Source organism: Caulobacter sp. FWC26, assembly GCF_002742645.2.
Lineage (GTDB): Bacteria > Pseudomonadota > Alphaproteobacteria > Caulobacterales > Caulobacteraceae > Caulobacter.
In genome coordinates this window covers 3,280,506-3,293,133 of the sequence record NZ_CP033875.1, presented here as the reverse complement: position 1 = coordinate 3,293,133, position 12,628 = coordinate 3,280,506, and the positions used below count along the sequence as shown (strand labels likewise).

Below are 12,628 nucleotides of genomic sequence, written 5' to 3'. Positions count from 1 at the left end.
CACCTCGAAAAAGGGCGGGATCTTCCGATCCCGCCCGTCTCGTGCGCCGCGATGCGCTGTCAGTGCTTCAGCATGTGCTTGATATCGCGCATCTGGTCGTGACCCGACTTCACTGAGGTCCAAGCCTTCTCGATCACCCGGCGGGTCTGCGGATCGACGTCGGTGTCCTGCAGGGCCTTTTCGTACTTGCCCTTGATGTAGTCCTCGCCGGCCTCGACCTCATTGATCACCGCCTCGTCGCCCTTGGTCACGGCGTCCTTCAGGTTCAGGAAGGCGCGGTGGGCGGCGGCCAGGATGGTGCCGTCGTCCTTGGGCTCGCCGCCGAGGCGACGGACTTCGTCCTGCAGTTCCGAGGCGATGGATCGGCGCTCCTGGGCGCGACGCTGAAACAGTTCGGTATAGCGGGAGTTGTCCGCGTCCTTGGCGGCTTCGTCGTAACCGTCGGCGCTGTCGATGGTGGTTTCGACCAGGCCGTTGACGAGCTTGATGTGGTCTTCGTTGGTGTGCATCGCAGGGCTCCGCGTTTGGGGAAGGGGAGCCGTGTCAACGCGGGGCGAGGTCGAACGGTTCAGCCCGTCTTGCTTGGAAGGGTCGCGCCGACGTGGTCGACGCCCAGAGCCTCGCAATGCAGCACCTGACGGTGGCGCTCAGCGGCGCGCGCCTTCTGCTCCTCGCTGCGCTGGTCATGACAGGCCGGGCAGGCCACGCCTTCGACGTAAAGCGGCGAGGTCTGGTCCTCCGGGCTGACCGGCATGCGGCAGCCTCGGCATAGGACGTGATCGCCCTTGGTCAGGCCGTGGCCTACCGAGACGCGCTCGTCGAAGACGAAGCACTCGCCGCGCCAGAGGCTCTCGGGCTCGGGAATCTGTTCCAGATAGTCCAGAACGCCGCCCTTCAAGTGAAACACCTGCTCGACGCCCTCGGCCTTCAGGAAGGCGGTCGACTTCTCACAGCGGATGCCGCCGGTGCAGTACATCGCCACCTTCAGGGGCGCTTGCGGATCGCGCTGCGCCTCGACCGTCTTGCGCCAGTCGCGGAACCAGGCGGGGAAATCGGCGAAGCTGGCGGTCTTCGGGTCGATCGCGCCTTCGAAGCGGCCGACCGCCACCTCGTAGGCGTTACGGGTGTCGATCACCAGGACATCAGGGTCGCTGATCAGCGCGTTCCAGTCGGCGGGCTCGACATAGGTTCCGGCGTCGGTCGGATCGAGGTCGGGCTCGCCCAACGTGACGATCTCCTTCTTCAGCCGGACCTTCATCCGGTAGAAGGGCATGCGTTCGGCCCAGGCGGTCTTCGGCGCCAGGTCAGCGCAGCCGGGCAGCGCGCGGATATGGGCCAGCACGGCCTCAATCGCGGCGTCCTCGCCGGCGACGGTGCCGTTGATCCCCTCGCGCGCCAGTAACAAGGTGCCTTTGACGCCCAAGCTGCAGCACAAGGCCGCCAGCGGTCCCTGGATCGCCGCCGGATCCGGAAACCGCATGAAGCGATAGAGGGCTGCGACGCGGTAGTTACCCAAGAGCGGCCTGCGCGTCGCGCTGGATGCGAGCGACCATCGACTTGAGACCGTTCGAGCGCTGCGACGACAGCGCCTCCGACAGGCCCAGGCGATCAAAGGCGGCCTTGGCGTCGAAGCTGGCGATATCGGCGGCGGCGCGGCCCGAATAGAGCCGCAGCAGGATGGCGATCAGGCCGCTGACGATATGGGCGTCACTGTCGCCGCGAAAGATGATCGAGCCATCGGCTTGCGGTTCGGTCACCAGCCAAACCTGGCTGGCGCAGCCTCTGACCTTGTTCTGCTCGGAGCGTTCAGCGTCGGTCAGCGGCGCCAGGTCCTTGCCCAGCTCGATCACGTAGCGATAGCGCTCTTCCCAATCGCCCAGCAGCTCGAACTCGTCGGCGAGGTCGGTCAGGGCGGCGTCGATGGGGCTGGTCATGCGGGGCGTTTAGGCGCCTCGCCGCGCCAACGCAAGCGGCAGCTAGGCGGCTCTGAGGATCAGGCGGGCCAGGAAGCCGGCGCCGAGGCTGGAGGACAGCTTCAACTGACCGCCCATGGCGCGCGACAGCAGATCCACGATCGGCAAGCCCAGGCCCGCGCCCTCGTTGGTTCGCGTCAGCGCGCAGCCGCCTTGCTCGAACGGCTGCAGCAGGCGGGGGAGTTCGGCGCTTTCGACGCCCGGCCCCTGGTCGCGGATGGCGATCTCGATCTCGCCATCCACCCGCGCGGCCGTGACGTGGATCACGCCTCCGGCGGGCGAGTGGGTCACGGCGTTCTGCAGCAGGTTGGTCAGCATGGTCCGCAGACCTCTGCTGTCGGCCTGGACGCAGGGCAGGGCGCCCGCGCCCATCACATGAACGATCACGTCCCGGCGCGCGATCTCGGCGCGCAGGCTTTCGACGACATCCTCGATGGCCTCGTCGAGGGGCTCGGGCGTCATCTCGATATCAGTGGCCTGGCCTTCCAGGCGGGCGAGTTCGACGATCTGGTTGACCAGCTTCAAGAGCTTCAGGCCGCTCTCGTGCACGATCGCGGCATATTCCCGGTACTGCGGGCTGCCTAATGGGCCGTAGAGCTCCTGCGACAGGATTTCGGAAAAGCCGATCACAGCGTTCAGCGGGGTCCGCAGCTCATGGCTGACCATGCGCAGGAACGAGCGTTTCCGATTGTCGAGCGCCAGGCGACGACGTTCTTCCGCCGCCGCGCGGCGGTCAGCCGGCGGGCTCGGGGGGGCGCTGTCATGCGACGCGTCCAGTATCGCCGGCTCTGCCATGGGATCTCCCGGACCTTCTGTCCGTGATGAATTCGAGGGGCGATCATGGCGGCAGGCGCTTACGATTCCGTTTCCGTCCACAGTGCTTCCACCACGAATAATCGCCCGAAGATTGTGTGGGGTTGGAGGTGGGGGGCGCGCCGCGTTAAGGTTTGGCGACGGTGATCCTCCCGCCGCGTAAAAAGTCGACCGGCCTTGGACTTCGAGACGCTTGCAGACCTGAAGAGCCGCCCCGGCGCGGCCGCCGCCTTCGATCCCGCGCGCGCCTGGCGGCTCGGGTGGCTGGCGGCTGTCTGCCTGGCGGCGGCCGCAGCCTTGTTCACCGCCGATTCCGGCGCATGGTCCACTTGGGCCGCGCTCGGAGCGGGCGCCGCGCCAGCCCTGACGTCGCTGGTGTTCACTCGCCAGGACGAGCGGACCCAATCTCTGCTCTTGGTCCTGTGGGCGGTGGGCGGTTCGCTCGCCGCCGTGCTGACCGGCGGCGTGGCCGGCGCCATGGCCGCCTGGTGCCTCGCGCCGGTGGCGGCCGCGTCCACCCTGGACCAGCCCAAGCGCCTGGCTGAAGGCGCGGCCCTGGCCCTGATCGGCGCCTGCGTCGCGGCCTTGACCCAACTGTCCGGCTTGGCCCCTGCGGCGCCGACCGGCCCCCTGGCCTTCGTGCTGGGGTTCCTGTCGCTGGTGACGACGGGTCTTGGTCTGGCCGCCGGACTGCTCATCGGCCGCCGCCGACAGGGCGCGCGCGACGATCGCCACGCCGGCGAGATCATCGAACTCGAGACCCTGCTGGACGGTCTGCCCTATCTGGCTCTGGCCGTTCGGGGCGCCGGCGAGGTGATCGCTGCGCGCGGCGCGCCGCCGCCCGGCGTCACCAAGGCGGACCTGATGACGCGCGGCCTGTCGGGCGCTGCGGCCCCAGGCGACCGCCAGCGCCTGACCGCCGCCATCTCGCAGGCGCACCGCGAGGGGGCGGCCAGCCTGGCCTTCAACCCCGCGCTGGGCGTCGAGCGGCTGGTGGCTCTGGACCTGCATCGGGTTGCGCCGAACCAGCTTGTGGGCGTGCTGCGGGACATCACGATCGAAAGGGATCGCGAAAGCGCCCTGGATCGGGCCCGGGTCGACGCCGAAGCCCTGGCCGCCGGTCGGGCGCGTTTCCTGGCCAATATGAGCCACGAGCTGCGCACGCCCTTGAACGCCATCATGGGGTTCTCCGATATCATGCGCGCGCGCATGTTCGGCCCGCTGAGCGACCGATATGCCGAGTACGCCGAGCTGATCCACGAAAGCGGCGGCCATCTGCTGGACCTGATCAACGACGTGCTCGACATGTCCAAGATCGAGGCCGAGCGGTTCGAGCTGCAGCGCGGGGTGTTCGACGCCCGCGAGGCGGTGCAGGCGGCGATGCGTCTGCTTCGGGTGCAGTCCGACACGGCGGGCGTGCAGCTGCGCGGCGTGCTGCCGCCTGGCGAGCTGGAGGTCGACGCCGACCGGCGCGCCCTGAAGCAGATTGTCCTGAACCTGGTGTCGAACGCCCTGAAGTTCACGCCGCGCGGCGGGCAGGTCACCGTGACCGCCCACGGCTATGACGGCGTGCTCGAGATCGTGGTGGCCGACACTGGCGTCGGCATCAGTCCTGAAGACCTGGAGCGCCTGGGCCGGCCCTATGAACAGGCTGGCGGCGTGGAGCAGCGCGCGCGCGGCACAGGTCTGGGTCTGTCGCTGGTGCGCGCCTTCGCCCAGCTGCACGGCGGCGAAATGATGATCGAAAGCCGGCTTGGGGTGGGAACGACCGTGTCGGTGCGCCTGCCGGTGCTTCTGGCCCCGATGGTCTCGGCGGCGACGCCCTCGCAGGAGCCCACGCCGGAGCCCGTCCCGCCCCTCGAGACGCCGCCGCCCACCAGCCTGGGCGACAACATCATCGCCTTCGCGCCGCGCTAAGCCGGTCGCGCGGCGTCAGCGCAGGAAGGCCATCCCCGCCGCGAAGTCGCCCACCTCGATATAGGCCTTTCGCGTGTCCTCTTCGCCGCGTCCGGCGAAGGCGAATTCGATGACGACCGCCTCTCGCGGGTCCAACTGCGACATGGCTTGAGCCACCGCCGGCGGGAAGCGGAAGGCCAACCCCGTCTTGGCGCCGGTTGGCAGCAGGGTCAGCGGCGCCTCATCGCGGGACTCGGCGGTAAAGACGAGGCTGGCGTTGCGAGGGGCGACCTTGCCCGCCAGGTTCTTGCCCGAGCGCGGGTCGATATAGGGGCCGAGCGTGCGGCTAGTGTCGCGCAGAATGACCCGCGCCACATAGGGGCGTTGACCATTCTCGAAGGTGGCCACGGCGATCACCGCCTTGGTGCGACCCGCCAGGCCGAACAACACGCGATTGGCGCCGAAGCTGGAGGGCTGTGAAAGCCGCCACACCGGGATCGTCGCCGAAACCGACCGCTCCGCCTTCCAGGACGAGACATCGCCTGGATAGGTCATGCTTAGCATCTGCGAATAGCCTTCGAAGGCCTTCTTCACGCGCGAGGCGGCCAGGGTCAGATCCTTGGAGTCGCACGCGGCGCCGGCCGCCTTGGCGCGGGCGCGCTTCTCGAGCGCCGTGACCTGTAGTTCGGTGGCCCCGGAACGCAGGGTGGCGCCTCGGGCCTGGGCGCGGGAGGCGTCGAGCGCGGCCGAGATGGTCGGGGAGAACAGGCGGCAGCGCGCATCGGCCGCCGTCATCAAGGTCCGCTCGTACAGTTGATCGCCGGCGTTAGCGGCGAGCAGCGCGCCGGGGCAGGCGGACGCCGCCACACCGATCGCCAAGGCGATCGCGCGTCGAACGCGACCTTTCTGGTGCTCTGCGAACGTCATTGGCCTATGGGAGTGACGAAACTTGAAGGACGGGTTCTAGACGCGCCCGGGTTGCGGTTCGGTTAGCGATGCTTCTTTCGACGGATATCTGGGTCGCCGCCTTGATCCGCCGCGCCGAATTGGGCGGGGCCTTCGCCACGGTCGGTCGCAAGGGCGACGCGCGGGCCGGGGCGGTGCTGGTCAAGGTGTTGGATCGCCGGGAAGGGACCGCGCGCCTGTTCAGCGAGGCCACGCGCGGGGATGGCGAACGCTTCTGGATGCAGCCGGTCCGCTCGACCTTCGAGCCTGATCTCGACGCCTACGCCGAACGCGCGGCGCGGATCGATCCGGATGTCTGGGTGGTCGAGATCGAGGATCGCGAGGGGCGCCATTTTCTGACCGAGCCGGTCGAAGCCTGACGCACGAAACGGGGTGAAGCCGTCGAGGACGTCACCACGTTAACCTTGCTCCTAAACCGGAGCGAAATCGTGGTCGGGCATGATGGCGGGGTTCCTGTTCCTCCCACGGTCGCCCGTAGTCCCCGCCATGCTTTTCCTCCTGAACGATGTGGTCCTGAGCTTCGACCCGGCGGAACTGACCCCGCCGGTCACGCGCGACCGTTTCGCCAAGCTCTCGCTGAGCTATGTGGGGGAACTGGGCAAGGAACTGTTCTCCGAGGAGCCGTTGCTGCACCTCAAGGACCGGGAGCGCGCCGAGCGCCTCGCGGCCCTGATCGTGTCGAAGGCTCCGGACGTCAACGCCGCGCTGTTCATCGCGCCGGGGCGTGGCTGTCGGGTCGCTGACGTGCAGGTGCGGTACGCCCAACTCGGAATCGAGATCATGGCCACATTGTTGGAGCGCCAGAACAGCGGCGCTCTGACCAACATCGAGGCCGATCGCCAAGTCTGGCGCCGGCTGGCGGCCTAGGGGCGTCGCCCTAGACGAAATTCATCGCCCAGCTCAGCGCCACCGCCAGGGCGGTCAGGCCCGCGATGGTGAGACCGAAACATAGCGCGCTTCCCGCAGGGTGTTGACGCGCCGGGCCGCGATGATGGTCGAGCAGGGCCATCTTTCGATTTCCTCCATACGCCCGGCGATCTGACGCCTGCCGGTGCGACAGCTGGAGCATGACTCCAAACCCCCTCTTCGAATAGGGGCATTTTGACGCGAAGTGGCGGTTTGCCGACGGAGCGTTGCGCCCGTCCCGCGAACTCTAAGGCGGCTGATCGCGAGCATTTCGCCTCAGTTCGACCGGAGGGTGAATGACGCAAACCCTTCACGGAACCAACATGAGCGTGTCGCCCATCTGACAAGGGCGATCGCTAACCCCGGCGGACCAGACATACCGAGGGTTCGCCATGAAGCTCCTGTCCACCAGCGCCTGGGGCGTGCTCGCCCTGGCGCTCGCCAGCCAAGCCCAAGCCCAGCAGGCGCCCGCCCAATCGACCGCCACGGAAGTCGAGACGGTGGTGGTGACCGGAACGCGCCGTCTTGATCGCACCGCCTTCGAGTCGGCCGCGCCGATCGACGTGGTCAGCCAGGAGACGCTGAAGAGCATCGTCTCGGACGAGATCATGAACAAACTGGCGGCCACGACGCCGTCGTTCAACGTTCAGCGTTTGCCGGCCGCCGACGGCCAGGCCTTCGTGCGCCCGGCGACCCTGCGCGGTCTCTCGCCCGACCAGACCCTGGTGCTGGTCAATGGCAAGCGCCGCCACCGCTCGGCGGTTCTGGGGGGGCGTGGCCAACAGGGCGTCGACCTGGCGTCGATCGGGACCAGCGGTCTGGAGCGCATCGAAGTGCTGCGTGACGGCGCCTCGGCCCAGTACGGCTCGGACGCCATCGCCGGGGTGATCAACATCATCCTGTCCAGCAAGACCGGCTTCGAGGGCTACGGCCAGTATGGCCGCTACTATGCGGGCGACGGCGACAAGACCGAGCTCGGCGCGCGCTATGGCTTCGCCCTCGGTCAGGGCGGCAGCCTGGTCGCCGCGCTCGACTACACCAAGGCCGAGGCCACGTCGCGCACCCGCCAGCGCCCGGACGCGATCGCCTTTCAGGCCGCCAACCCGAACATCAAGGTGCCCAACCCCGTCCAGCGCTGGGGCCAGCCGGATCGGGAAGTGTGGCGCGGTTCGTTGAACCTGGTCCTGCCGATCAATGACGCGGTCGAGGCCTACGGCTTCGTGACCTACAGCGACATGACGGGGGTCACCGACTTCAACTGGCGTAACCCGTCCACCGACAGCTCGTATCGCACCTCGACGGTGTTCCCGGGCTGGTCGCTGAGCCAGATCTATCCGGCCGGGTTCTCCCCGAAGTTCGGCCAGGACGAGACCAACAGCTCGGTGAACGGCGGCCTGCGCGGCGACGCCATGGGTTGGTCGTGGGACCTCTCGGCCGGCTGGGGTGAGGATCGGGTCGACTACGTGCTGAGCAACAGCATCAACGCCTCGTTCGGGCCGCAGTCGCCGACGCGTTTCAACGCCGGCGCCCTGATCCAGAAGGAAAGCACCCTGAACCTGGACGCCTCGCGTCCGCTGGTCTGGTCGTTCCTGGCAAAGCCGGCCAACCTGGCCGTCGGCCTGGAAGCGCGCAAGGAAACCTACGAAATCAAGGCCGGGGACCGCTTCTCTTGGGACGTGGGTCCAGGCGCGGCGGCTGGCCTGCCCAGCGGCTCGAACGGCTTCCCCGGCTACGCCCCCAGCCAGGCGGGCTCCTGGGATCAGACAAGCTATGCGGGCTATGTGGATCTCGATCTGCCGTTCACCGACAAGTTCGGCGTCGACATCGCCGTCCGTCACGAGGATTTTTCGGAGTTCGGTCAGACCACCGACGGCAAGATCGCCGCCCGCTATGAGTTCACGCCGAACTTCGCCCTTCGCGGCGCGGTCTCGACGGGTTTCCGGGCTCCGACCGCCGGCCAGATCAACAACACCCGCACCTCGCAGGGGTTGAACACCACGACCCTGCAGCTTTTCACCTCGGGTCGCCTGTCCCCGGTCAACCCGATCGCGGTGGCGCTTGGCGGCAAGCCGCTGGAGCCGGAAGAGTCGCAGAACCTCTCGTTAGGCGCGGTGTTCCGCCAGGGCGGCTTCACCGCCTCGGTCGACTACTACCGCATCGAGGTCGACAACCGCTTTGCAGTCTCGCCGAACTTCACGGTGACGCCGGCCTTGCGCGCTCAACTGGTGGCGGCCGGCGTTCCCGGCGCTGACAGCCTGACGACCGTCAGCTACTTCACCAATTCGTTCGACACCCGCACCCAGGGCGTGGATGTCGTCGGCGCCTGGCGTGGGGCTCTGTGGGGCGGCCGGGCCGGCCTGACCGCCGCCTGGAACTGGAACGACACCAAGGTCACGCGGTCGAAGCTGACCGAGGTGTCGCGTCTGGCCAAGGTCAACCTGGAAGACGGCTTGCCGCAGAACGCCGCCAACGTATCGTTCGACTATGCGCGCGGCATGTTCAGCGGCCTGATCCGCGCCCGCTGGTCGGGCGAGTGGACGGACGCCCAGGCCAACGGCGCGGCCGACCTGATCCAGACCTTCGCGGGCAAGACCCTTATCGACCTGTCGGTGAGCGCCCAGGTCACGCCCGCCATCAAGCTGACGGTCGGCGCCGAGAACCTGTTTGACACCTATCCGGACGAGGCGACGTTCCAGGCCTCGCGCGGTCTGATCTATTCGCGCAACGCGCCTTACGACACCGATGGCGGCCTCTGGTACGCCCGCCTGGCGGCGAAGTTCTAAAGACGGCGGGCCGCGACGAACCGGGCCTCGTCGCGGCCTCTCGCCGGAACAAGAAAGAGTTGAAGCCGCTCCCCGTTCTCGCCTAAGCTCAATTCAAGATTGCGCGCCCGGGCCGTACGCCCGATCGTGCTTCTGTGGGGGCGTCATGCGAACGAAAGTCTGGGGCGCGGCGGTGGCGCTGGCGGCTCTCTTGGTGGGCGGCGCGGCGCACGCCGAGTGGCTGAGAGCCGAGAGCGCGCACTTCGTCGTCTATGGCCGGAGCGAGCGCGCGGTTCGTCTCTACGCGACGCAGCTCGAGGATTTTGACGGACTCCTGCGCCGACGCCACGGCCGGCCCAAGGACGAGGCCACGCCGCGAAAGCTGCCTGTCTATCTCGTCAGCAGCCTCTCCGAACTGCAACGCATTCAGCCGAAGCTGGAGCGCGCGGCGGGGGTCTATTTTCCATCTCCGGGGGAAACGTTCGTCGTGGCGGTTCGCGACGGCGTCACGGGCGACAACGACGAGAACAAGGGCGACGATGCGGTGCTGCACGAGTACGTGCATCACTTCATGCTGCGCTACTATCCAAGCGCCTATCCGGCCTGGCTCGTCGAGGGCTACGCCGAATACTACATGACCGCCGATCTGGGCGCGAAGCAGCTGGTCTTCGGCGGGGTCAACCGAGGCCGCGCCCGCACCCTGACCCAGCCGGGGAGCTGGATCCCGATCGAGGATGTGCTGACCAAGCGACCGGGGGCGGTGAGGCGCGACGAGGGCGCGGCCTACTACGCCCAAGCCTGGCTGCTGACCCACTACGTGATCTCTAATCCCGAGCGGTACAAGCGCTTGAAGGCCTATCTCGACGACGCGCGCGACAGCCGTGACGCCGTCGGGGCCTGGAAGCGCGTCTACGGCGACGACCCGAAGGCTCTGCGTCTCAAGTTGCAGGACTATATGAGCAAGCCGATCCCCGGCGGGGCTCTTCTCCGAACCGACAGTGGCGAAGCGACGATGACCATCACCCGGCTGCCGGCCAGCGCCGATGGTCTGTTGCTGGAATCGCAGCGCATGAAGATCGGCGTGGCCGACGCCGATCAGCCGGCCTTTCTGGCCGCCGTGCGTAAGGCGGCCGCCAAGGCGGGAGATGACCGTTTCGCCAAGGTGGTGCTGGCCCGAGCCGAAACCCGCTACGGCGACCGCGCCCTTGGGGAGGGCATGCTCAACGCGCTTTTGGCGGCCGACCCCCAGGATCTGGAGGCCCTGATCGCCTTGGGAGAAAGCCGTCTGGCCGCGGGAGCCGCCGACGAGGCGATCCGCGCCGCCGCCTTCGCCGAGGCGGCGAAGCTGTTCGCCCGCGCCTTCAAGCTCGATCCGGACAATCCGGTGGTCTTGCGCGGTTACGCCAACAGCAAGGCGCTCGAACCCCTGACGTCCCGCCTCGTGGATATCCGCCTCAAGGCCGTGGAGATGGGGCCCGAGGTGGGACTCTATCGGCTGGAGGCGGCGCGGGCGCTGATCGCGACCAAGGAGCCGGTCATCGCCAAGGCCGTGCTGATGCCCCTGGCCCGCAGCCCCCACGGGGGGGAAGCGGTCGACGCCGCGCAGGCGATGGTCAAGGCGATCGATGAGGCGGCGGCCGGCGCGCCCGGTGGGAGCGGCCAGAGTGCAGGGCCCGAGACAGCCGGCCCGAGCTCATGAGCATCCACCGTCCATTGACGGGGTGGGGAGGCGAAGCCCATGAGCCGAGGCCGGTGGTTTCGGCGTTGGGGACCCAGGAGAAGTGATGTCCCGATTGATCTCGCGTCGCGCATTGCTGGCGACCGTCGCCGCCCCCGTCGCGCTAGGCCTGCCTTCAACGGCGCTGGCCGAGAGCCGCTGGCTTAAGGCCGAGAGCCGCTCTTTCGCACTCTTCGGCAACGAGGGGGAGAAGACCCTGCGCGAGATGGCGCGGGACCTTGAGGATTTCGACGGACTTCTTCGCACCCTGCACGGCATGGGCGACGCCCCGCCGGTGCGGCGCTTGCCGATCTATCTGGCGCCGACCCGCGCCGACTTTAAGCGCGTGCGGCCAGGCGACCAGAATATCAGCGGGTTCTTTTCGGCGGGCGTGGGCGAGGTCTTCGCGGTGCTGACCGCCGGCAATGACAGCGACGTGGCGCTGAGGGTCATGTTCCATGAGTACGCCCACCACTTCATGATGCAGCACGCGCCCGCCGCCTATCCCTCCTGGCTGGTCGAGGGCTACGCCGAGTACATGATGACGGCGCGGTTCAAGAGCGACGTCGTTGAGGTGGGCGTCACCAATCCCCGTATCGGCTGGCTGCGCGGCCAGATCTGGTCGCCGTTCGAGACAATCCTGGGACGGCGGGCGCTGACCGGAGAGCGAGCAGACATCTCGGCCTTCTATGCCCAGGCCTGGATCCTGACCCACTACATGATGTCCGATCCCGAGCGCCTGAAGCGCCTGGCGGCCTATGCGCGAAGCGTGGCGGCGGGCGGCGATCCGGTCGCCCTGTTTCCTGAGGCCAGCGGCATTCCCTTCGCCGACCTGGAGAAGACCCTCAAGCGCTACATGGTCGCCCTGCCGGGCAAGCGCATGCCCAGGCCACCGTCGTCAGCGCTGAACCTGACCTTCACCGCCCTGCCGCCCTCGACGGACGCGTTGATCCTGGAAAACCAGCGGCTGAAGATGGGCGTCCCTACGGCCGACCGCCCCGCGCTTCTGGCGCTGATCCGCGAGCGGGCGGCGCGCTTCCCCGGTGATCGCTTCGCCGAACTGACCTTGGCCCGCGCGGAGAACGACTTTGGCGATCGGGCCAAGGCTCAGACCCTGCTGCGCGGACGCATCGCCGCCGACCCCGCCGATGTAGAGGCGCTGCAGATACTGGGCTGGTCGTGCATGCTGCAGGCTCGCGCCGTGCCGGCCCAGGCGGCGCGTTGGCTGGAGGAGGCGCGCGACCACCTCGCCGCAGCCTTCAAGCTCGATCCCGATAACCCGCTGGTGCTGTACGACTACGCCATGACCCGGCGCGGCGAGCCGTCCTACCCCAGCGACAACATCCTCAATGTTCTGCTGAAGGCGCAAGCCATCGCGCCTCAGGTCGCCGCGTTCCGGCTGGGCGCGGTCGATGGCCTGGTGCGTCGCGACCGGTTCGAGGAGGCCGCCGTCCTCTTGCAGCCCCTGCTCAACGATCCGCACGCTCCGCCTGAGAGGGTCAAGGCCTGGCGCAAGCAGTTCGACGACATCATGGCCCGCCGCAAACCGGCCGCGTCGTCCGGCGCAGGTGACAAGGACGCCGTGGACGGGTAGG

General features: G+C 68.0%; 12 protein-coding genes. 6 read left to right on the top strand and 6 right to left on the bottom strand.

Annotated features, from left to right (window positions below; translation table 11 throughout):
• Positions 1-59: 59 nt before the first annotated feature.
• Genes CSW63_RS17300 through CSW63_RS17285 form a run of 4 tightly spaced genes read right to left on the bottom strand, consistent with a single transcriptional unit; the run spans position 60 to position 2,768 of the window.
• Positions 60-509 (bottom strand): PA2169 family four-helix-bundle protein, encoded by a 450-nt coding sequence (locus CSW63_RS17300; RefSeq protein ID WP_062098985.1) that lies wholly within the window; start codon positions 507-509, stop codon positions 60-62.
• Between the two features lie 59 nt (positions 510-568).
• Positions 569-1,516 carry a rhodanese-related sulfurtransferase gene (locus CSW63_RS17295; RefSeq protein ID WP_062098987.1) on the bottom strand — a complete coding sequence of 316 codons (948 nt, stop codon included), beginning with the start codon at positions 1,514-1,516 and terminating at the stop codon, positions 569-571.
• Positions 1,509-1,934, bottom strand: a complete 426-nt coding sequence (locus CSW63_RS17290) for a SufE family protein (protein ID WP_062098989.1) — start codon at positions 1,932-1,934, stop codon at positions 1,509-1,511. Before CSW63_RS17290 ends, CSW63_RS17295 begins: the two co-directional genes overlap by 8 nt.
• Positions 1,935-1,976: 42 nt before the next feature.
• A complete protein-coding gene (locus CSW63_RS17285) occupies positions 1,977-2,768 on the bottom strand; it encodes a sensor histidine kinase KdpD (RefSeq protein ID WP_062098991.1) in 792 nt (263 codons plus the stop codon).
• 195 nt (positions 2,769-2,963) lie between these two features.
• Here CSW63_RS17285 and CSW63_RS17280 point away from each other — a divergent pair, with 195 nt between their 5' ends.
• Positions 2,964-4,703 carry a HAMP domain-containing sensor histidine kinase gene (locus tag CSW63_RS17280; RefSeq protein ID WP_062098993.1) on the top strand — a complete coding sequence of 580 codons (1,740 nt, stop codon included), beginning with the start codon at positions 2,964-2,966 and terminating at the stop codon, positions 4,701-4,703.
• Positions 4,704-4,718: 15 nt separating this feature from the next.
• On the opposite strand, the gene CSW63_RS17275 is transcribed toward CSW63_RS17280, so the two are convergent.
• Positions 4,719-5,609: a hypothetical protein gene (locus CSW63_RS17275; protein ID WP_062098994.1), complete on the bottom strand. Its 891-nt coding sequence runs from the start codon at positions 5,607-5,609 to the stop codon at positions 4,719-4,721.
• 68 nt (positions 5,610-5,677) lie between these two features.
• On the opposite strand from CSW63_RS17275, the gene CSW63_RS17270 reads away from it, so the two are divergent.
• Both CSW63_RS17270 and CSW63_RS17265 read left to right on the top strand, forming a co-directional pair.
• Positions 5,678-6,007 (top strand): DUF1491 family protein, encoded by a 330-nt coding sequence (locus CSW63_RS17270; RefSeq protein WP_062098997.1) that lies wholly within the window; start codon positions 5,678-5,680, stop codon positions 6,005-6,007.
• 127 nt (positions 6,008-6,134) lie between these two features.
• A complete protein-coding gene (locus CSW63_RS17265; RefSeq protein WP_062098999.1) occupies positions 6,135-6,515 on the top strand; it encodes a hypothetical protein in 381 nt (126 codons plus the stop codon).
• Between the two features lie 10 nt (positions 6,516-6,525).
• Here the strand turns inward: CSW63_RS17265 and CSW63_RS17260 are convergent, their stop codons facing one another.
• The gene (locus CSW63_RS17260; protein WP_127846993.1) at positions 6,526-6,657 is read right to left on the bottom strand and encodes a hypothetical protein; all 132 of its coding nucleotides are present in this window, start codon (positions 6,655-6,657) and stop codon (positions 6,526-6,528) included.
• Positions 6,658-6,946: 289 nt separating this feature from the next.
• Here CSW63_RS17260 and CSW63_RS17255 point away from each other — a divergent pair, with 289 nt between their 5' ends.
• The 3 genes from CSW63_RS17255 to CSW63_RS17245 all read left to right on the top strand — a co-directional run bounded on the left by CSW63_RS17255 (position 6,947) and on the right by CSW63_RS17245 (position 12,627).
• On the top strand, positions 6,947-9,337 hold the full coding sequence (locus tag CSW63_RS17255; protein ID WP_062099001.1) for a TonB-dependent siderophore receptor: 2,391 nt from the start codon (positions 6,947-6,949) through the stop codon (positions 9,335-9,337).
• Between the two features lie 145 nt (positions 9,338-9,482).
• Complete coding sequence (locus CSW63_RS17250) at positions 9,483-11,015, top strand: hypothetical protein (RefSeq protein WP_062099003.1); 1,533 nt, start codon at positions 9,483-9,485, stop codon at positions 11,013-11,015.
• Positions 11,016-11,100: 85 nt separating this feature from the next.
• Positions 11,101-12,627, top strand: a complete 1,527-nt coding sequence (locus CSW63_RS17245; RefSeq protein ID WP_062099005.1) for a hypothetical protein — start codon at positions 11,101-11,103, stop codon at positions 12,625-12,627.
• Position 12,628: the final 1 nt, after the last annotated feature.